Source organism: Hymenobacter psoromatis (genome assembly GCA_001596155.1).
Classification (GTDB): Bacteria; Bacteroidota; Bacteroidia; order Cytophagales; family Hymenobacteraceae; genus Hymenobacter.
The window spans coordinates 3,330,158-3,350,036 of the sequence record CP014771.1; the positions used below are offsets into that span (position 1 = coordinate 3,330,158).

General features: G+C 60.4%; 18 protein-coding genes. 15 read left to right on the top strand and 3 right to left on the bottom strand.

Annotated elements, in window-relative coordinates:
- The first annotated feature begins 70 nt into the window (after window positions 1-70).
- The 6 genes from A0257_14145 to A0257_14170 all read left to right on the top strand — a co-directional run bounded on the left by A0257_14145 (window position 71) and on the right by A0257_14170 (window position 7,404).
- Entirely contained in the window at window positions 71-577 is a 507-nt protein-coding gene (locus tag A0257_14145; protein ID AMR28115.1) for a hypothetical protein, read from the top strand.
- Window positions 578-616: 39 nt separating this feature from the next.
- Window positions 617-2,419: an ABC transporter ATP-binding protein gene (locus A0257_14150; GenBank protein ID AMR28116.1), complete on the top strand. Its 1,803-nt coding sequence runs from the start codon at window positions 617-619 to the stop codon at window positions 2,417-2,419.
- 198 nt (window positions 2,420-2,617) lie between these two features.
- Complete coding sequence (locus tag A0257_14155) at window positions 2,618-5,170, top strand: ribonuclease R (protein AMR28117.1); 2,553 nt, start codon at window positions 2,618-2,620, stop codon at window positions 5,168-5,170.
- A gap of 130 nt (window positions 5,171-5,300) precedes the next feature.
- A complete protein-coding gene (locus A0257_14160; GenBank protein AMR28118.1) occupies window positions 5,301-6,272 on the top strand; it encodes a geranyl transferase in 972 nt (323 codons plus the stop codon).
- A 122-nt stretch (window positions 6,273-6,394) separates the two neighbouring features.
- Window positions 6,395-7,039 (top strand): rhomboid family intramembrane serine protease, encoded by a 645-nt coding sequence (locus A0257_14165; protein AMR28119.1) that lies wholly within the window; start codon window positions 6,395-6,397, stop codon window positions 7,037-7,039.
- Between the two features lie 92 nt (window positions 7,040-7,131).
- Window positions 7,132-7,404 (top strand): hypothetical protein, encoded by a 273-nt coding sequence (locus tag A0257_14170; GenBank protein AMR28120.1) that lies wholly within the window; start codon window positions 7,132-7,134, stop codon window positions 7,402-7,404.
- An 82-nt stretch (window positions 7,405-7,486) separates the two neighbouring features.
- On the opposite strand, the gene A0257_14175 is transcribed toward A0257_14170, so the two are convergent.
- Window positions 7,487-8,083, bottom strand: a complete 597-nt coding sequence (locus tag A0257_14175; protein ID AMR28121.1) for a hypothetical protein — start codon at window positions 8,081-8,083, stop codon at window positions 7,487-7,489.
- Between the two features lie 129 nt (window positions 8,084-8,212).
- Here A0257_14175 and A0257_14180 point away from each other — a divergent pair, with 129 nt between their 5' ends.
- Entirely contained in the window at window positions 8,213-9,085 is an 873-nt protein-coding gene (locus A0257_14180) for a hypothetical protein (GenBank protein ID AMR28122.1), read from the top strand.
- Between the two features lie 863 nt (window positions 9,086-9,948).
- Here the strand turns inward: A0257_14180 and A0257_14185 are convergent.
- On the bottom strand, window positions 9,949-10,266 hold the full coding sequence (locus A0257_14185; protein AMR28123.1) for a hypothetical protein: 318 nt from the start codon (window positions 10,264-10,266) through the stop codon (window positions 9,949-9,951).
- A 110-nt stretch (window positions 10,267-10,376) separates the two neighbouring features.
- Window positions 10,377-11,504, bottom strand: coding sequence for a DNA recombination protein RecF (locus A0257_14190; GenBank protein ID AMR28124.1), 1,128 nt, complete (start codon window positions 11,502-11,504; stop codon window positions 10,377-10,379).
- Between the two features lie 208 nt (window positions 11,505-11,712).
- Between A0257_14190 and A0257_14195 the strand changes: the two genes are divergently transcribed.
- The 8 genes from A0257_14195 (at window position 11,713) to A0257_14230 (ending at window position 19,808) form a co-directional block, all read left to right on the top strand.
- The gene (locus tag A0257_14195) at window positions 11,713-12,762 is read left to right on the top strand and encodes a pyruvate dehydrogenase (acetyl-transferring) E1 component subunit alpha (protein AMR29777.1); all 1,050 of its coding nucleotides are present in this window, start codon (window positions 11,713-11,715) and stop codon (window positions 12,760-12,762) included.
- Window positions 12,763-12,951: 189 nt separating this feature from the next.
- A complete protein-coding gene (locus A0257_14200; GenBank protein AMR29778.1) occupies window positions 12,952-13,620 on the top strand; it encodes a cytochrome C biosynthesis protein in 669 nt (222 codons plus the stop codon).
- A gap of 181 nt (window positions 13,621-13,801) precedes the next feature.
- Window positions 13,802-14,278, top strand: a complete 477-nt coding sequence (locus tag A0257_14205) for a 6,7-dimethyl-8-ribityllumazine synthase (protein ID AMR28125.1) — start codon at window positions 13,802-13,804, stop codon at window positions 14,276-14,278.
- A gap of 190 nt (window positions 14,279-14,468) precedes the next feature.
- Complete coding sequence (locus tag A0257_14210; protein AMR28126.1) at window positions 14,469-14,852, top strand: molecular chaperone DnaK; 384 nt, start codon at window positions 14,469-14,471, stop codon at window positions 14,850-14,852.
- A 160-nt stretch (window positions 14,853-15,012) separates the two neighbouring features.
- On the top strand, window positions 15,013-17,082 hold the full coding sequence (locus A0257_14215) for a hypothetical protein (protein AMR28127.1): 2,070 nt from the start codon (window positions 15,013-15,015) through the stop codon (window positions 17,080-17,082).
- A 77-nt stretch (window positions 17,083-17,159) separates the two neighbouring features.
- Window positions 17,160-17,918: a hypothetical protein gene (locus A0257_14220; protein ID AMR28128.1), complete on the top strand. Its 759-nt coding sequence runs from the start codon at window positions 17,160-17,162 to the stop codon at window positions 17,916-17,918.
- Window positions 17,905-19,230 (top strand): hypothetical protein, encoded by a 1,326-nt coding sequence (locus tag A0257_14225; GenBank protein ID AMR28129.1) that lies wholly within the window; start codon window positions 17,905-17,907, stop codon window positions 19,228-19,230. Before A0257_14220 ends, A0257_14225 begins: the two co-directional genes overlap by 14 nt.
- A gap of 35 nt (window positions 19,231-19,265) precedes the next feature.
- Window positions 19,266-19,808: a hypothetical protein gene (locus A0257_14230; protein AMR28130.1), complete on the top strand. Its 543-nt coding sequence runs from the start codon at window positions 19,266-19,268 to the stop codon at window positions 19,806-19,808.
- Window positions 19,809-19,879: the final 71 nt, after the last annotated feature.

Genomic DNA, 19,879 nt, shown 5'->3' on the forward strand with positions numbered 1-19,879 from the left:
CTTAGCAAAAGCAGAATTGCCAAGCTGAGATGCTTCTTGCTATTTTTGACCTTCTCGATTTTGTCAATTTATGCGAAGTGACCGGCACATTCTGCGGCGTGAGTGGGAAGATGTAAGAGCCGATATTGAGCGCGTTATTCGAGAGGAAAATCTTCTTCCATCTGAGTTTCGTCCGCTAGGTATTCACGAGGACTGGAAGGCGATAGAGGAAAAAATTTACCATTCCTTTTGTCAACTGCATGACCCAATTGCGCGGCCTACTTGGCTTTGGGCTCATTTTAAACAGCCTCATTACGCAGTGCTAGTTGACTACCCGGATGGTTTTCAGCTTCTGCTGAAGTTGGTTGAGCCAGCAGAAACAGTTTGGCTTTTCTTGGAAGGTGAAAACAACAAGTTCTGGTTTTACGAGGGAAAGATTGAGGCGATAGTAAAAGTTCTGGAAGAAAATATGTATGTTCAGGAACAATACATTGTATCAAAAAAGTATGAATGGCTGCTTTGTATCACACACCATGATGTGCTTTATGCCGCTGGTAATACCATGCCTGACCGCTTGCGTCAACTGAAAGAAAGCTAGACTAAAGCTCACTCAATAACCACTTGCATCTTTCAATAAATGCCTTTACTCACCGTCGAAAACCTGACCGTCGATTTTCACGCGCAGCGCGGCACTACCCGCGCCGTGGCCGACGTGTCGTTTGCGGTGGGTAGGGGCGAGGTGGTGGCGATTGTGGGCGAGTCGGGCTCGGGCAAGTCGGTGACGTCGCTGGCACTGCTGGGCTTGCTGCAAAAGCCCGCCGCGCACGTCGAGCGCGGCACAGCCACGTTTGTTTCTGAAAAGCTAGGGGAGGTGGACCTGCTCCAGCTCAGCGAAGCGCAGCTGCAACAGGTGCGGGGCAACGACATCAGCATGATTTTTCAGGAGCCCATGACTTCCCTGAACCCCGTGCTGACCTGCGGCTACCAAGTGGTGGAGGCATTGCGGCTGCACACTTCACTCAGCAAAACTGAAGCCGAGGCCCGCACCATCGAGCTATTTACCGAAGCGCAGCTGCCGCGCCCGGCCGGTATTTTCAAGTCCTACCCCCACGAAATCAGCGGGGGTCAGAAGCAGCGGGTGATGATTGCGATGGCGATGGCCTGCCGCCCGGCCCTGCTCATCGCCGACGAGCCCACCACGGCCCTCGACGTGACGGTGCAGGCGCGCATTCTGGACCTCATCCGCGACCTGCGGCGCGACTATGGCACGGCGGTGCTTTTTATCACGCACGACCTAGGCGTGGTGGCCGAGATTGCCGACCGCATCCTGGTCATGTATCGGGGTAGGGTGGTGGAGCAGGGCACGGTACTCGACATCTTTACCAACCCGCAGCACCCTTATACCAAGGGGCTGCTGGCCTGCCGGCCGCAGCTGTCCATTGGCAAAACCCGCCTGCCGGTGGTGGCTGATTTTATGCAGGTTGACGCGGCCGGCAACCTCGTGGCGCGGGTGGCGGGGGTAGGAGCAGAGGCACTGCAAATCGACGCGGCCCAGTTACGAAGCAATTCTGACACTGCCAAAGCGTTCCCCGTGGAACAAAAAACGGGTTTGGTGCCGGCTCCTACCCCCCTGCTCCAGGTCGAAGACCTGCGGGTGTATTTCCCCATTCGCAAGGGCTTTTTTGCGCGCACCACCGAGTTTGTGCGGGCCGTGGACGAGGTGAGCTTTACCATTTACCCCGGCGAAACGGTGGGGCTGGTGGGCGAATCGGGCTGCGGCAAGACCACGCTGGGCCGGGCACTGCTGCGCCTCACGGAACCAACGGCCGGCCGCATCCTGTTTGAAGGCACTGACTTGGCCCGCCTGCTGACTGGGGAATTGCGCCACCGGCGGCGCGAGTTTCAGCTGGTGTTTCAGGACCCGTACGCGGCCCTGAACCCGATGCTGACGGTGGGCGAAGCTATTCTGGAGCCGCTGCGGGTGCATGGGGTAGGCGGCAGCCGCGCCGAGCAAAAGGCTCGGGTGCGGGAGCTGTTGCGCACCGTGGGCATGAGCGACGACGCGGAGCAGCGCTACCCGCACGAGTTCAGCGGCGGGCAGCGGCAGCGCATCTGCATTGCGCGGGCACTGGCGCTGCGGCCCAAGCTCATCGTGTGCGACGAGTCGGTGTCGGCGCTCGACGTGAGCGTGCAGGCGCAGGTGCTCAACCTGCTCAACGACCTCAAGCGCGAGCTGGGCATTACTTACCTCTTCATTACCCACGACTTGTCGGTGGCCCGGTTTATGAGCGACCGCCTGCTGGTGATGAGCCAGGGCAAAATCGTGGAAAGTGGCCCGGCCGCTGACGTATATGCCCATCCGCAGCACCCGTACACGCAGCAGCTGCTGGCCGCCATCCCGAGCGACGACCCGGCCCGCATCCGGGCGCGGGTGGGGTAGGAGCTGGGCTTGGCAGCTGCGGCCGGGCAGTCGAATTTGCTTTGGTAATCTCATCCTTGCGGGTGGGCTGAACCTCATTTAGTTATCATCGTTCAACAACAATACCACCCAACGGCGGGCGGGGACAAGCCCCGCACCCTACTTGGTCGCCTTCGTCAATCTTACCTCAAGCTGTCCGGCGGCCGTCTTACCCACTCAATGAAAAACCCCCAAGACCCCGCCGCCCCCCGCGCCGCTCGCGCGAAGGCAGCCCCCACCACCAAGACTGCTACAGTCCCTACCCCCCCCGCGCCGGCCGGCCTCAGCCAGGACCTCGTGTACCGGCAGTTTGCCGATAACCCCGGCAAGGTGCTTGGCTATCGCCAGCTCTCGCGCCGCCTCGGCATCACCACCAAAGCCCAGCGTGAGGACCTGTTTGCTTACCTCAAGGAGCTCAAGCAAACCGGCCGCCTGGAGCTGGTTCAGAACGACGAATACCGCCTGGCCAACCCCACCGACCTGCAAGTGGCGGCCAGCGCCGCCAAGAGCCGGAAACCAGCTAAAAAAGCCCCGGCGGCCGCTGCGCCCGAGCCGGTGCTGGAAGAGGAATTTGGCCAGGACCCTATCGTGCATCGTCGCCGCTCGGCGGGTTTCGACCACCCCGGCGACGGGCCGGAGCGCCGGCCACACCGCGACAGTAATACCGTGATTGGCACGGTGTCGCTCGCTACCCCCCGCTTTGCGTTCGTAGTGCGCGAGGACGGCGAGGGCGATGATATCCGCGTCTTTACCGACCAGCTGCGCTACGCCCTCGACGGCGACCTGGTGCGGGTGCGCCTGCGCGGCATCCGCGACGGCCGCCTCACCGGCGATGTGGTGGAGGTTATCAAGCGGCAGCGCGTGGAGGTGGTGGGCCGCCTGCAGCTGCACGGCTCTATTGGCTTCGTGAAGCCCGACAACCGCAAGTCGTACTTCGATGTGATGGTGCCGCCCGACGGGCTGGCCGACTCGCGCAACGGCGACAAAGTGCTGGTGCGCATCACCGAATTCCCGGACCACGAAGGGCAGGGCAAAAACCCGGTGGGCACCATCGTGCGCAATTTCGGGGCGGCCGGCGAAAATGAGGCCGAGATAAATGCCATCATGGCCGAATTTGGCCTGCCCTTCGAATTTCCGAGCGCGGTGGAAGAAGAGGCCGAGGCCATCTCAACCAAAATTTCGAAGGAAGAAATTGCCAAGCGGCGCGACTTCCGCGACGTGCTCACCTTCACCATCGACCCGGCCGACGCCAAGGACTTTGACGATGCGCTGAGCCTGCGCACGCTGGAAAATGGCAACTACGAAGTCGGCGTGCACATTGCCGACGTGACGCACTACGTGCGCCTCGGCACCGAGCTGGAACGGGAGGGTAAGAGCCGCGCCACGTCCGTTTACCTCGTGGACCGCGTGATTCCGATGCTGCCCGAAAACCTCTCCAACGGCCTCTGCTCGCTGCGGCCCAATGAGGATAAGCTGACCTTCTCGGCCGTGTTTGAGCTCGATGAAAAGGGTAAGCTGGTGGACTCGTGGTTTGGCAAAACCGTCATTCACTCCGACCGCCGCTTCAGCTACGAGGACGCGCAGGACCGCATCGAAACTGGCGAGGGCGACCTGGCCGCGGAGGTGAACCTGCTGAACAGCCTGGCCAAAAAGCTCTCGGCCGAGCGCTTCCGCAAGGGTGCCATTTCGTTTGAAACGCAGGAGGTGAAATTCAAACTGGGGGAGGATGGCAAGCCGCTGGGCGTGTACGTGAAGGAGCGCAAGGACGCGCATAAGCTTATTGAGGAGTTCATGCTGCTCGCTAATAAGCGGGTGGCCGAGTTCGTGTTTGGCCTCAAAAAGACCAAGCCGCGCTTCACGATGGTGTACCGCACCCACGACGCGCCCGACCCCGACCGCCTGGAAAACTTCGCCCTGTTTGCCCAGAAATTCGGCCACAAGCTAAACCTGAGCAACCCGAAAAAAATCAGCACTGAGCTGAATAAGCTCAGCGAGGATGTCGTGGGCAAGCCCGAGCAGAACGTGATTCAGGGCCTGGCCATCCGGTCCATGTCGAAGGCCATTTACACTACCGAGCCGCTGGGGCACTTCGGCCTGGCCTTCGCGCACTACTCGCACTTCACCTCACCCATCCGCCGCTACCCCGACATGATGGCCCACCGCCTGCTGGAGTACTATCTTGAAGGGGGTAAGAACGCGGCCGTCGAGCCCGTGGAAGAGGCGTGCAAGCATTCGTCGGCCCGCGAGAAGCTGGCGGCCAATGCCGAGCGCGCCAGCATCAAATACAAGCAGGTCGAGTACATCGGCGCGCATATCGGCGAAGAGTTTACCGGCGTCGTGTCGGGCCTCACCGAGCGCGGCATCTACGTCGAGATTGAGGCCAACAAGTGCGAAGGCATGGTGCGCATTTCCGACATTCCGGGCGACACCTTCGAGCTGGACAAGGAGAACTACCGCATCGTGGGCCGCGGCTCGAAGCGCATCATTCAGTTTGGCGACGAGCTGCAAGTCATCGTCACCTCCGCCAACCTGCTCGACCGCACCATCGACATGGAGTTGGTCGATAATCGCCCCGAAGGCGTGAAGCAGCGCGAGCGCGCCGAGCGCGAAGCTGGCCGTGGTGGCCGCCCCGCCCGCAACCGCGACGGCAACAGCAGCAAGAGCGGCGGCGGCCACAAGGGCGGCTCCGGCGGCGGCCGGGGGGGTAGGGACGGCGGCAAAAAGCGCCGGTAAAAAGTAGCGCGAAGTTTCCACTTCGTGCGTGAGCGTAGCGAGCAGGCGGAACCGGGCTACCCCGTCCGCGAGATGCTCGCTGCGCTCACGCGCGAAGTGGAAACTTCGCGCTACTGGTACCTTTGCCCCCGTGCAAACCGACCTCTCCGCCCTCCTCCAGCAAGCCCTGACAGCGCTTGATTACGGCCAGCAGCCCGCCACCCTCTACGACCCCATTCGCTACATTATGGGCCTGGGTGGCAAGCGCCTGCGGCCGCTGCTCACGCTGCTCGGCGGCCAGCTCTTTACCGATGACCTCGCGCCTCTGGTGAAGCCCGCGCTGGCCACCGAGGTCTTCCACAACTTCACCCTGGTGCACGACGACCTCATGGACCAGGCCCCATTGCGGCGTGGCCAGCCCACGGTGCATGAGCGCTGGAACGCCAGTACGGCCATTCTTTCGGGCGATGTGATGCTGGTGCGCGCCTACGAGCTGCTGGTCGAAAACGTGGCCCTATCCCTGCTGCCGCCGGTGTTGCGCCGCTTCTCCCAAACCGCCGCCGAGGTGTGCGAGGGCCAGCAGTGGGACATGAATTTTGAAACCGAGACCAGCGTCACCATCGCCCAATACCTGGACATGATTCGGCTGAAAACGGCCGTGCTGCTCGGCTTTGCCCTGGAGCTGGGGGCCGTGCTGGCCGGCGCCAGCGCCGCCGATGCCGAGCACTTGCGGCAGTTCGGCACCGACATCGGCCTGGCCTTCCAGCTGCGCGACGACCTACTCGACGTGTATGGCGACGCGGCCACCTTCGGCAAGCGGGTCGGCGGCGACATCATTTCCGACAAGAAAACCTTCCTCCTGCTCACCGCCCAGGCCCAGGCCAACGCCACCCAGCGCGCCGCTCTGGCCCGCCATATCGGCCAGCCCGTGCCCGATGCTGAGGCCAAGGTGCAGGCCGTGCGCGCCCTCTACGATGAGCTGGAAATTCGCCCCCAGACCGAGGCGCTCATCAACGATTACTTCCAGGCTGCCTTGCAGCATTTGGAGCGGGTAGGAGCGCTCGTAGCCCGCAAGCAGCCCCTGCATCAGCTGGCTTTGCAGCTGCTGGAGCGCGAGTCGTGAGAAATGTGCGGTAAGCTTAAGCTTGCCGCGACTCGCCTACTTCCACTTCTTAATTCCAGCAAGCTAAAGCTTGCCCTATGCTACCCCCAGCAAGCTAAAGCTTACCGCACATCCGCCTACTTATGCAAATTAATCCCATTCTGATTCTCATCGGCCTCACGGTCGCCATCTCCGCCTACGCCTGGTCCAAGCCCGAGCTCGTGCGCGCCTGGATAATGGAGCCCTACGTCATGGCCCGCTCCGGCGGCCAGTGGTACCGCCTGCTCACCTCCGGCTTCCTACACGCCGACTGGGCGCACCTGCTCTTCAACATGTTTGCCTTTTACTCCTTCAGCCCGGTGGTCCTGTCCACGCTGGCCCAGGGCTACGGGCCGGGGGCGGGGGTAGGGCTGTTTTTGCTGCTCTATCTGGGCGGCATTATCCTATCCGATTTGCCTACCTACTTCCAGCACCGCGACGACCCCGGCTACCGCAGCCTGGGTGCGTCGGGGGGGGTAGCGTCGGTGCTGTTCGCCAGCATTCTGCTATTTCCCGTCAATAGGAATGGCGGCGGCATCATCATCTTCCCCATTCCCTTCCCCATTCAGCCCTTCATTTTCGGCTTCCTCTACCTGGCGTATTCCTGGTACATGGGCCGCCGCCGAGGCGACAACGTTAACCACGATGCCCACTTCTACGGCGCGCTTTTCGGCGTGCTGCTCATTATTGCCCTCATTCCGGGGGTAGTCCCGGAGTTTGTCCAACAAGTAGGAAGTTTTAGATTCTAAGCTCTTGTTAATCAGGTTTTTAACTATAATTAACGACCATCCTTCGTTTATCTGCGTAAAGGCGTGAACACCTCACTCTTTCGCTCCTGCTTATGCAACGCTTCTCCACCATCGCCCGCCGCTTATCGCCAGCTTCCTTGCTGCCGCTTTTGCTGATTTTTGCCACCAGCTGCAGCCGCTACAACAATAGCGGCTCGCTCAGCATCGCGGGCATTGTTTACCTGGTTCTGGCTATCTACGCGGTTGTCAGCCTGCTCAAGCAAGACTGGTCGCTGGGCAAAAAGCTCCTTTGGGGCGCCATCATTTGGTTCTTCCCCATTGTCGGTTCCATCATCTACCTGCTGTTCTCCGGCCGTAGCAACTAGCTGGTTGTAACCCCAGCTAGCCATTAAAAAACCCTTAGCTTATCGAGCTAAGGGTTTTTTAATGGCTAGCTGGGATGCGCTACTACTTCACCAACCGTTGCTTTTCCAGGCGAGCCACGCCCTTAACCAGCTCACCAGTATTCGTAATCTGTTTGGCCTGCCAGTGGCCATCCGCTTGCTTCAATAGCTGCACCTCCACCACCATTGTGGTATCGTAGCGCGGCTGCGAAAACTCCAGCCCTACCAGCGCCTCGTTACCCTTGTCAGTCGTGTATTTGATGCCTTTGAACTTGCTGTCCGGCCCCACCACCCGCCCCGCCAGGCCCAGGAAAGAGATATTGACTAAGCGCTTTGGCGCGGCCGCCTGCGCCTCTTCCAGCGAGCCCGTTTCCACGTAGCGCTGCACCTCGTTGTGGGCCGCCCTGGCCAACTGAGGCTTCAACAGGCTCAGGCCGCCGCGCAGCGCCAGGCCACCACCAGGTACCAGCGCCGTCAGGATGGAGCTTTGGCCGGCTACATCATCCACCAGGTGGCTCGTCACGCTATTGATATCTACGTAGCGCTCAAATGTGGCCAGGTCGTGGGTTTGCGTGGCCGCTACCGCTTGCAGCAGCGCGTAGTCTGGCCCTGTTTTGCGGCTGTTGAAATAGTAGTAGCCACCAGCTACGACCACCAGCACCAGGAGGAGTAAAAGTATTCGCTTCATCGAAAAGGATTGAACAGAAAAAGGGGGGTAGGGCGACTTAGAATCAGCCACAAAGCTACTGGCCAGCCGTCTGCCCGCGCCCTTGCCCGCGTACAATGGCCTATGCCAGCATTCCTTCCTACCCCCCCTTCGCAAGGCCATCGGCCCGAAGTACACGGCCATCGCGGCTGCCGCGGCTTGCGCCCCGAAAACACGTTGCCCGCCTTCCTGCACGCGTTGGAACTGGGCGTTGATGTGCTGGAGCTGGACGTAGTAATATCCGGCGACCGGCAGGTAGTAGTAGCTCACGAGCCTTGGCTATCGGCCCGCCTGGGCACTGGCCCCAGCGGGGAGCCTATTAGCCCGCAGCAAGAGCGCGCCTATAATCTTTACCAGATGCCTTACGCCACTATCCGCCGGTGCGTGGTCGGCGAGCTACCGCTGGCGGCTTTCCCCAAGCAGCTACCCGTAGCCACCTACCGCCCCCTGCTGCGCGACGTATTGCAGGCCGTTGAAAGCGCCTGCCGTCTGGCTGGTCGCCCCAGCGTAGGCTACGCCGTTGAGGTAAAAAGCAGCCCCGCCGGCGACAATATTTTCCACCCTACCCCCCTGCCTTTCGTCGAGCTGGTGCTGGCCGAGTTGCAAGCTGCCGGCGTGGCCGAGCGCACCACTTTGCTGAGTTTCGACCCGCGGATTCTCCAAGCGGCGCGGGCGCAGGCCCCCCACCAGGCGCTGTGCCTGCTCAATGAGAGCCTCACCCCAGCGGCCATCTTGTTTGAAGAGCTGGGCTTTGTGCCGGACACCTACGGCCCCGACTTCGAGCTACTGTCCACTGAGACAGTACAAGCGCTACAAGGCGCTTATCCTGGCCTACGGCTCGTGCCCTGGACGCTGAACAGCTCGGTAGATTTTGCCCTGGCCCTGGAATGGGGAATAACCGGCATCACCACCGATTATCCCGACCAGCTACTCGCGTTGCTATCCAAAGAGGTGTAATGCATTAAGCCCTTTACAATTAACAGTGTAACAATGCAGATTGTTACACTGTTAATTGCAAAGGGCTTGCATGTCACATTCTTTATGGGCATTAGTAACGCTTCTTATTTGTAAAACCATTTGGTTTACACTATCGTCTGCGTCATCTTTGTAGCATCATCATAAACTGCTACCCCAACTATGCCGCATCAAGGCGAAATACTGCAAGAAGCTATCAAAAACAGCGGTATTTCCATCACGCGCATCGTGGAGGAGCTCGGTATTACACGTCCGACTATCTACCGTAAATTCAAGGATGATACACTTGGCGCTAATTTTGTAAAAAACGTTGGTCTTATTATCGGACACGATTTTTCTCAAGATTTTACAATTAACGAACAATCAGTTCTGTCTTTTGTAACACAATCTGTCCGTTCTAATGTTACAAATACTGTAACACCACGTGTAACAGCCGCTGTTTCCTCCGATTCAGACCCCTCAAAGCAGCTTTTAGCCCTGCAAACGAAATACATTGCCCTGCTGGAAGCCTACAATGAGCTGTTGCTGACAGTGTATGGCCCGAAGTAACAAAAATGTTCCACGTGAAACATTTTTGTTCTGTCCAGAACCATCCTGTTCAGATAGCCGGGTTACAAACCCAAATACGACAAGGCTCTTTGCAAGCGAGCGCTAGCCAGAAATGACAGTTGGGTGGGGTTGCGAAATGGCTTCGCAGTTGGCTGACAATGTGCGCGCGATTGTTGACAAGGAAAAGACTACGGGAAGCCTTAACCTTATTAAAGTGGGTAGGAAACAGAGTGAGGAGGTAACAGCCGCCAGAAAATCAGAGGCAGGAAATGGCTCGCGGTGGGGTTATCGGAGAGCTAGAGGAAAACTACCTCGCTTACTACTTGAGCACCTACTTCCTTGTTCAGCATTTCCAGCACGCGCGTCTTTGCCATCACCAGTTCATGCTTGAGCGGGGCTGACGAGAGCCGTACAAACAGCTTGCCTTTGGCCACGTATACCTCCTGCGTTTTGAGGGCCACCGCTTTTCCCATCACGCGCTCCCAGCTGGCAACTACGGTTACTTCGTTGAGCTTGCCGCCTAATCGGTAGGCCCGCACGAGAGCCTCCAGGCCTTCCTTCAGCGGGATAGTGTCGGCCCGGCGAGCGGTAGGGGAGAGGCTGGGTTTTTTCACGGCTTATGGCTGCAAATATCCGCCGCCAGCCCTCAGAAAAAGTGCGTGGCAAAGCGGTATTGCGTACTCCAAAATTACGGCTTGGCACCGGCGAAGCGGGTGCCCGAAAGTCAAATTGCCCGTACGTTTCCGGCCCGCACCTCGAACTGCCGAATGGCGCTACTCACCCCCGCTAGGGCGCGGTTGGTGCGCTCCAGGTTGGTGTCGGTGAGGAAGACTTGCCCAAACGTGTGGTCGGCTACCAGCTCTAGGAGCCGCGCGATGCGCTTGTCATCGAGGCGGTCAAAGATGTCGTCTAACAGCAGCAGTGGCTTGGTCTGTGCTGAACCCGCGTTCTGGGGGCGCTGGGCCAGCAGCTCAAATTGCGCAAGCTTGAGGGCAATGGCAAACGACTTCTGCTGGCCTTGCGAGGCGTAGCTCTTCACCGGCAGTCCATCCATCAGAAAAACGAAGTCGTCGCGGTGAGGGCCGGTAGTGCTGCGCTGCAAAGCCAGGTCGCGGCGCTCGTTGGCCAGCAGCAGATGGCGAAAGTTCTGGCCGGTCAACTGGCTCTTGTAATCCAGCGAAACTTCCTCGCGCCCATCGGCCAGCTGCAAATAGTGCCGCTGAAAAACGGGGACGAACTGCGTAGCGAACTCAGCCCGCAGCGCGGCCAGCCGCTCACCCAACGGCGCAAGCTGGTCGTCGAGCGACTGTAGGTAAAGAGCATCAAAACCCTGGCTGCTGCCACTTAGCTTGAGGGTGGCGTTGCGCTGGCGCAGCAGGCCGTTGTATTGGATAAGAAGCTCCAGGAACTCGTGGTCTAACTGCGACTGGAGGCTGTCGAAATAACGTCGGCGCTCCTCGCTGCCCTGCCTGATGAGGTCGGTATCGTAGGGTGATATGAGCACGGCAGGGTAGCGGCCAATGTGGTCGGCCAGGCGCTCATAGGGCTGCTTATCGTGCGTAATAGTCTTCTTCTGCCCCACGCGCAGGCTAACCTGGATGGTTGCGGTCCGCTCGGCTGGCGGCGTAGAAAAGCTGCCTTTAACCACGAAAAAATCGGCACCCTGCTTAATGGCCTGCGCATCGGCGCTGGCAAAAGCGCTCTTAGTAAGTGCCAGGTAGTAAATGGCGTCGAGCAGGTTGGTTTTGCCGCTGCCATTATCCCCGATAAAGCAATTGATGCCGGGGCCGAAGGCCAGGCTGGCTTCTTCGTAATTCTTGAAAAAAAGCAGGTGGAGCTGGTCGAGCGTCATTCGAGGCGATGGGGTGGGAGTACGGGCAGAATTACGTAATTTCGCCCTCCCAACGCGAAATTATATACCCCGAATTATGGCGGAGTCAAAAGTAAAGGATGCGCCGAAGGCTGGTGCCAACGGTAGTAAAAGTGCCAAAGGCCAGCCCTCGAAGGTAGTTGACGCCAGAACCGGCGTTGAAACCGCGACGCAACCGGCGGTCGAAGTATTGCCCGACGCGCACGCTGGTGACAATACTAACAAGGAGCCCCTTGCTACCTCACCCGACCAACCGGAGTTTTCGAAAGAAGTTTACCTGGCGTGGTATGAGCAGATGCAGCTCATGCGCAAGTTTGAGGAGAAGGCCGGCCAACTTTATGGTCAGCAAAAAATTAAAGGATTCTGCCATCTATATATTGGCCAGGAAGCCTGCGTTGCCGGGGCCGTGTCGGCGTTGGAGAAAGGTGATAAGTACATCACCGCCTACCGCGACCACGCGCACCCGCTGGCCCTCGGCACATCGCCCAATGCCATCATGGCCGAGCTGTTTGCCAAAGCCACGGGCTGCTCGAAAGGCAAAGGCGGCTCGATGCACATGTTCGACAAGGAGGTTGGGTTTATGGGCGGCCACGGCATCGTGGGCGGCCAGATTCCGATGGGGGCCGGCATCGCATTTGCCGAGAAGTATAACAAGACCGGCAAGCTGTGCATCTGCTACATGGGCGATGGCGCGGTGCGCCAGGGTGCCTTGCATGAGGCCTTCAACATGGCCATGCTGTGGAAGCTGCCCGTGATTTTTGTGGTGGAGAACAACGGGTACGCGATGGGCACTTCGGTGCAGCGGACCTCCAACGTGACCGACCTGCACATCATCGCCGAAGGCTACCAGATGCCGAACGAGCCCGTGAATGCCATGAACGTGGAGGACGTGCACAACGCGGTGGCCCGCGCCGCCGAGCGCGCCCGTGGCGGCGAAGGCCCGACGTTCCTGGAATTCAAAACTTACCGCTACAAAGGCCACTCGATGAGTGACCCCGCCAAGTACCGCACCAAGGAGGAGGTAGAAGAATACCGCCACCGCGATTCTATCGAATCAGTTCGCCACACTATTCTCACGCACCACATGGCGACGGAGGAAGAACTGACGGCCATTGATGAGCGCATTAAAGGCCGGGTGCAGGAGTCGGTTGAATTCGCGGAGAATTCGCCCTACCCCGATGCGGCTGAGCTGTACCACGATGTGTACGTGCAGAGTGATTATCCGTATATCCACGATTAATTTTTATCAACCCGGCCCCTTGCTTGCGTAGCCGGGTGGCCTCCTGTGCGGCCAGGCTTGCAAAAGCCACGCGGCGCGGCGCTACCTACCCCCATGTCTAAAATTCCATTTACCGGCAAAACGCCGGGAGCCCGTCAGCCCATTCGTCCGGTTTCGGCCGACCCGCTGGCTCCGGCCGAAGAAAGCTACGTGACCGAAAATCCGTTGCTTGAAGACCCCGATGCCCTGGCGGCGCGCCTGGTGGAATCGGAAGATTTTGTGCGGCGCAACCGGAACGTGCTGCTGGGTATTCTGGTGGTGGTAGTGGCGGCCATCGCGGGCGCGTTTGGCTACAACTACTGGCGCACGGAGCAAAATGCGCAGGCGCAAAACGCCATGTTCAAAGCGGTGGACTACTGGGAGGCTGACTCGCTTGGCAAGGCTACGAAGGGCGACGGCAAGCACCCCGGCCTCGACAAGGTAGCGACTGAGTATAGCGGCACGAAAGCCGGCAACCTCGCCGACTTCTACGCCGGTGTAGCCGCGCTCAAGCAAAATAAATTTCAGGATGCCTACAACTATCTGAACAAGTTCAGCTCGGGTGATTACTTGGTGCAGTCGCGGGCTTACGCGCTGATGGGCGATGCCAAACTCGAGCTTAACCAACCCAAGGACGCCGCCGACCTCTATGCCAAGGCGGCCGACCACAATGCCAACGAGTATTTCTCGCCGGGCTATGTGCTCAAGCAGGGCATCGCGCTGGAAGCAGCCAAGGATAATGCCGGCGCCATCAAGGCGTACGACCGCATTCTGAACGACTACCCGGCGGCCCAAGAAGCCGGCGAAGCGCGTCAGCGCAAAGCCGGCCTGAGCCAGTAAGCACACGTTATAGAACGCTCGAAACCGCAACGGCGCTTTCCTATCGTGGGAAGCGCCGTTGCTATTTAGCGAACCCTACCCCCCCCTTTTATACCCAACCCGGAGAATAGCGAAAAGGCGGGGCCCCGCTCGCGCCGGTCGCATCCGCGAAATCCGCTTCATCCGCAAAATCCGCGATTTTATGGCTACTGCCCTCCAAAACCTGAGCACTTACGACAGCGCTGGCTTCATCGACATTAGTGAAAAGCGCTTTGGCCTGGTCGTGGCCGAGTGGAACCGCGAACTGACCGATACGCTCAGCAACGGTGCCTACGAGACGCTGCTGAAACACGGAGCCCAGCCGGAAAATATCTTCCGCAATACCGTGCCCGGCAGCTTCGAGCTGACGCTAGGGGCGCAATTGCTGGCGCAGCACGACGAGATGGATGCGGTTATCTGCCTGGGGGTAGTAATCAAGGGCGACACCAAGCACGACGACTACATCTGCCACGCCGTGGCGCAGGGCCTGACTACGGTCGGGCTAAAGTATAATAAGCCGGTGATATTTGGCCTGGTAACTACCAACACGCTGGAGCAGGCCTGGGACCGGGCCGGCGGGCGGCACGGCAACAAGGGCGTGGATGCTGCGGTAGCGGCCATTCAAATGCTCGGATTCTGAGGCCACGGTGTAGCTGGCGAAGCAAAGCCGCTGAAACTAATTACCTTTGCCCCCGCGAAATCAGTTCGGCGCGCTTCCTGGCGAAGTAAGCTCTACCGGTGCTGCTAAACTTTTTGGGTTAGCAGGGCGTTGGTTTTGCCAGGCTATTTGCCTGCTGCTCTTAATTTATTACTTTATTACCTGCTTTTCGATGTCCGAAGAAAACCTCCGCTATTCGCGGGAAGACTTAGCTGAGTTTGACCACATTATTCAGGATAAGCTAACGGCAGCTCGCAAGGAGCTGTCCTTCATCAAGGAGACGCTGACCCGTAACAACGAGTCGGGCACCGACACCACGGCGGCCTCGCTGAAGGTGCTCGAAGACGGTGCAGAAACTGCCGAGAAGGAGAGCCTAAACCAGTTGGCTTCGCGCCAGATGAAGTTCATTCAGCAGCTAGAGAATGCGCAGACGCGCATTAAAAATGGCACCTACGGCGTGTGCATTGGCACGGGCAAGCTCATCCCCAAGGAGCGCCTGCGCGCAGTGCCGCACACCCAGCACTCGATTGAGGCCAAGCTGGCCCGTCGCGACTAGGCACCACTACGTATATTGGTCCGGACCCGCACCCGGCGCTTCGGCGGCGGTCGGCGGGTCCGGCCCTTTTTTTACCGCTTGCCCATTGGGCAGGGGTAGCACTTACCAGCGCCGGCGGCGCGGGACTATAAGCCAGCATTAGATAACCCTATAAATTAACATGGGCAAGCAACATTCTTCGGAGGATAAACCAGGCCGGCGCGGCGCGGCTGGTGGCACCGGTCGGCCAAGCGGCGATGCCCGCGGTGGCAACGCGCCCCGCGGCAACAGCAGCAACTATAAAGGCAGCCGGCCCGACGGCCGCGGCGAAGGCTACTCGCCCTCCCGGCCTACGTTTGGGCAAGGCGGCGGCAAGTTCGGCTCCCGGCCCAGTGGCGGCGGCGGCTTCAACAAGCCCAACTTTGGCGAGAAGCGTAGCTTCGGCGGCGACCGGCCCGAGCGCGGCGGCTACGGGGAGAAGCGCAGCTTTGGTGGCGACCGGCCCAGTGGCGGTAGTGACCGACCAGCCCGCACCTTTGGTGGCGACCGGCCCGAGCGCGGTGGCTATGGCGAAAAGCGTAGTTTCGGTGGCGACCGTCCCGACCGCCCGGCCCGCACCTTTGGTGGCGCCCGGCCCAGTGGCGGTAGCGACCGTCCGGCTCGCAGCTTTGGCGGCGACCAGTCTGAGCGCGGCGGTCCCGGCGAGAAGCGCAGCTTTGGTGGCGACCGCGATGCCCGGCCTCGTCGTCCCGAGCAGAGCAGCGAAGGCGGCGAGCGCCGCGACAACCGCGAAGAGCGCAGCGAGCGCCCCGCCTACCCCCCCAAACCCATCTGGCAGGGCCAGCCGGTGCGCTACGAAGGCAAGCCGACCGTGCCGCGCGGTGGTCAGGGCGAGCGCAACCGCAAGTTTATCAAAACCAATCCCGACGGCACGCCCGTAACGCCGGCCAGCGACCGCCCCGTGTACACGGGGCGCGACGAGCGCCGCTCGTTTGAGGAACGCGATACGACCCCGCGCCCGCGCCCCGAAGGTGGCTCGGACCGCCGCGACGACCGCGCGCCCCGCCGCGAAACCGGCGGCCGGCCCGGTGGCGACGACCGCCGCAGCAGCTACGGCGACCGCCGGCCCGCAACCGGCGAAGGCAACGAGCGCCGCAGCTTCGGCGGCGAGCGGGGGGGTAGCGACCGCCGTGATAGCTACGGCAGCCGCGACGCCCGCCCCGAGGCAGGCGGCCGTGACGACCGCCGCAGCTATGGCAACGACCGGGGCCCAGCTCGCGAACATACCGAAGGTGCCTTTGGCAAGCCGCGCAGCTACGGCGAGCGCCCAGCCAACACGAGCAGTGGCACGTTCCGCGAGCGTCGCGAGGCCATGCGCGAAGCCCAGAGCGGCCCACGCCGCGGCACTTCCTACGGCAGCACCGATAAGAGCCGCACGGGCGACACCGTGGGTCAGGCACCCGATTATAAAAACCTCACGCACTACGACAAAGACAAAACGCGCGGCAACAAGCGCCGGGCCAGTGAGGAAGATTTTGGCAATGAAGAGCTGCGCCTGAACCGCTACATCGCCAACGCGGGCATTTGCTCGCGCCGCGAAGCTGATGCGCTTATCGCTTCCGGCGAAATCCGGGTCAATGGCGAGGTGATTACCGAAATGGGCTACAAAGTGCAGACCACCGACACGGTGCAGTATGGCAAAACCAACCTCAACCGCGAGAAGCTGGTGTACGTGCTGCTGAATAAGCCCAAGGATTTTATCACGACTACCGACGACCCCGAGGGCCGCAAAACGGTGATGTCGCTGATAGCTACGGCGTCGAAGGAGCGCATTTTTCCGGTGGGCCGGCTCGACCGCAACACCACGGGCCTGCTGCTCTTCACCAACGATGGCGAGGTGGCTCAAAAGCTGTCGCACCCTTCACACAAGAATAAGAAAATCTACCAGGCGGAGCTGGACAAGCCGCTCACGGCCGAGCACCTGGGCCAGATTGCCGCCGGGCTGGAGCTGGAAGACGGCAAGGCTGAAGTCGATGACGTGGCCGTAGTGGCCGGCAACCCGCACTTCGTGGGTATTGAGCTGCACGTGGGTCGCAACCGCATCGTGCGCCGCATTTTTGAGCACCTGGGCTACGATGTAGTTGCCCTGGACCGCGTGCAATACGCGGGCCTCACCAAGAAAGAGCTGTCGCGCGGCAAATGGCGCTTCCTGAGTGAGCAGGAGGTTATCCGCTTGAAGTATTTCATGTAAGTTCCTGGTTCTTAGTTCCTGGTTTCTAGTTATTGTTCAGACCAGGAACCAGGAACCTAAAAACCAGGAACCAAAGAATGACGACGCTTGCCCTCGACCTTGGCAATACCGCACTAAAATATGGGCTGTTTGGGCCGGAAGGTGCCCGCGAAAGCGGCGTGCTGACCACGCCGGCGCAGCTGGCGGCGCTATGGCAGCGGACGCAGCCGCGGCAGGCCATCCTGTCGTCGGTGGCTGAGGAGGCTGCTACCCAGCCCTGGCTGGCTGAGCTGGCAGCGCTTAATGGCTTGGCGCGGGTGCTGCCTTTTCGGTCGGGCTTCACGCCGGTGCCGTTGCGCAATGCCTACGCTACCCCCCACACGCTGGGACCCGACCGGCTGGCCGGGGCCGTGGGAGCTGCCAGCCACTATCCCGACCAAAATCTGCTTGTTATCGATGCGGGCACGGCCCTGAAGCTAGACCTCGTGACGGCCGATGGCACCTACCACGGCGGCAGTATCGCGCCGGGCTTGCGCATGCGCTTGCAGGCCCTGCACACGTTCACGGGCCGGCTGCCGCTGATAGAGTTGCCGCCGGCCGCCGAGCCGGTGCAACTAATTGGCCGCTCCACGGCCTCTTCGCTGCTGAGTGGGGTAGTGGGCGGCACCGCCGCCGAGGTGCGCGGCCGGGTGGCCGAGTACCAGCAGCACTACCCCGATTTGACAGTAATCCTGACCGGCGGCGATGCTGCGTACCTGGCGGCGGCCCTCACGCCGCTGGCCGGCCGTATCTTTGCCATGCCAGAACTGGTGCTGCTGGGTCTGGATAAGATTTTACGCTATAATGTTGAAGACTAAAAAACTATCCGGGGCCCTGCTGACGGCCGTTGCTACCCTGTGCGCCGGCTCGGCGCTGGGGCAGGGGCTCGGCAACTCGCCTTACTCGCGCCTAGGCCTGGGCGACTACGCGGGCAACTACGGCGGCGTGCGCCAGCTAGGTATGGGCGGCGTCGGCCTGGCCGCGCCTAACACAGGTAACGTCAACGAGTTGAATCCCGCGCTGCTGGCTTACACGCCCCGCACTACCTGGGAGGCAGCTTTCAGCGCCCAGGTGAAAACGGTGAGTAACGCGGCTACCTCGAACCATGCTAATTCGGGTACGCTGGGCTATCTGGCCCTGGCGGTGCCGCTCAACAAGCGCTGGGGTGCCGCTATCGGCCTCAAGCCCTACAGCGCCGTCGATTACCAGGCCACCAACACCGGCGTGGTCAACGGCGACCCCGGCGCCCTGGCCTACCGGCAGTACACGGGTACGGGCGGCCTTTCGGAAGCTTACTTTGCCCACGGCGTTCATGTGCTGCGCGACTTAAATATTGGCGCGAGCGCCTCGTATGTGTTTGGCACCATCGACCAAACGACGGCTACGGCCATTGCTACTCCCACCATCGCCGTCCAGCAGTTGGTGGCGGATGAAGAGTTGCTGCGCTACTCCGACTTCCTGTTTCGGGCATCGGCGCACTACCGCCACAAAGTGGGCAAAACCATGAATCTGAACGTGGGCGGCGTTCATACGTTCCAGGCCAACCTGAAGGCTTCGCGGCAGCGCATTACGGAGCAGCGCGACCCCAAGAATGGCGCGGTTATCGGCCCTGTCACGCAGCTCTCAGACGACTCGGGCAACACCATCGTGCCCGCGCTCTCGCAGGTGGGCCTGACCCTGGACAACGGCAGCAACTGGTCGGGCAGCCTCGATGGGTCGTATCAGCAGTGGTCCAAGTTCAACTCCTTTAGCCTGCTCTCGACGGCGGGCCTCAGCAATACCTGGCGCGTGGCGGGCGGCGGCGAATTAACGCCCGACCCTGGCTCGGTGGAGCACTACTTCCAGCGCGTGACGTACCGCGTGGGCCTCAGCGTGGCCCAGATGCCGTATGCGCCGCTTGGCCAGCGCCTCTACGACCGGGCCGTGCACTGGGGCTTCGCGTTTCCGCTGCCCACGGCTACCCCCCTCGAATCGACGGTTATTAACCTGGCCTTCGTTTACGGCATCCGGGGCAATACAAGCTATCTCTATGGCGACAACGGCACGAGCAACGTGCGCGAAAATTACTTGCGTGTGCAAGTGGGTGCCACCCTCAGCAACCGCTGGTTTATTAAGCGGCGCCTGCAATAGTGAGCCGCTTGGGTGCCAGGTGGGGGGGTAGGGGCGTGGCCGGCCTGCTGCTGGCGGGCCTGCTGACCGCGGGCTGCCACCAGAAAGATGATGTGGTGAAGCGCATTATCTACAATGGCCCGCAACTCGAAACGGAAAACGTGGTGACGCTGCTCAGCGACTCGGCGCGGCTGCACATTCGGCTGACCGCGCCGCTGGAACAGGTTTTTGAGAACAGCGACCGACTATATCCCAAGGGTGCCATCGTCACGGTGTATGACAAGCCGGGTAAAATCGTCGTGAATACTATTAAGGCCAGGTGGGCGAAGTTTGATAATGCCAAGCAGCTCTATATTCTGCGCGGCGCGGTGAAGGTAGCCAACGTGCCCGAGAAGCAGCAGCTCAATACCGAAGAGCTGTTTTATAACGTCAGCCAGCAGAAAATATATACGGACAGCGATATGTTCGTGCGCGTGCAAACGCCCACCGAAGTGCTCACCGGCTACGGCCTCACCGCCAACCAGAATTTCTCGCGCTACGGCATTCACCGGCCCAAAGGAGTTTTCACCCTGGCCGAAGCCCAGCGGCTGGGAAAATAGCCAGGAGTGAAAAGGAACATCATGCTGCACACAGCGAAGCATGATGTTCCTTGTTCAACTTATTATCAATG

Excerpts from the sequence above, each read along its gene's own strand:
- A0257_14155 (AMR28117.1), top strand. The coding sequence starts at position 2,618 with ATGAAAAACCCCCAAGACCCCGCCGCCCCCCGCGCCGCTCGCGCGAAG.
- A0257_14165 (AMR28119.1), top strand. The coding sequence starts at position 6,395 with ATGCAAATTAATCCCATTCTGATTCTCATCGGCCTCACGGTCGCCATC.
- A0257_14180 (AMR28122.1), top strand. The coding sequence starts at position 8,213 with ATGCCAGCATTCCTTCCTACCCCCCCTTCGCAAGGCCATCGGCCCGAA.
- A0257_14210 (AMR28126.1), top strand. The coding sequence starts at position 14,469 with ATGTCCGAAGAAAACCTCCGCTATTCGCGGGAAGACTTAGCTGAGTTT.
- A0257_14215 (AMR28127.1), top strand. The coding sequence starts at position 15,013 with ATGGGCAAGCAACATTCTTCGGAGGATAAACCAGGCCGGCGCGGCGCG.
- A0257_14145 (AMR28115.1), top strand. The coding sequence starts at position 71 with ATGCGAAGTGACCGGCACATTCTGCGGCGTGAGTGGGAAGATGTAAGA.
- A0257_14170 (AMR28120.1), top strand. The coding sequence starts at position 7,132 with ATGCAACGCTTCTCCACCATCGCCCGCCGCTTATCGCCAGCTTCCTTG.
- A0257_14220 (AMR28128.1), top strand. The coding sequence starts at position 17,160 with ATGACGACGCTTGCCCTCGACCTTGGCAATACCGCACTAAAATATGGG.
- A0257_14150 (AMR28116.1), top strand. The coding sequence starts at position 617 with ATGCCTTTACTCACCGTCGAAAACCTGACCGTCGATTTTCACGCGCAG.
- A0257_14190 (AMR28124.1), bottom strand. The coding sequence starts at position 11,504 with ATGACGCTCGACCAGCTCCACCTGCTTTTTTTCAAGAATTACGAAGAA.
- A0257_14225 (AMR28129.1), top strand. The coding sequence starts at position 17,905 with ATGTTGAAGACTAAAAAACTATCCGGGGCCCTGCTGACGGCCGTTGCT.
- A0257_14205 (AMR28125.1), top strand. The coding sequence starts at position 13,802 with ATGGCTACTGCCCTCCAAAACCTGAGCACTTACGACAGCGCTGGCTTC.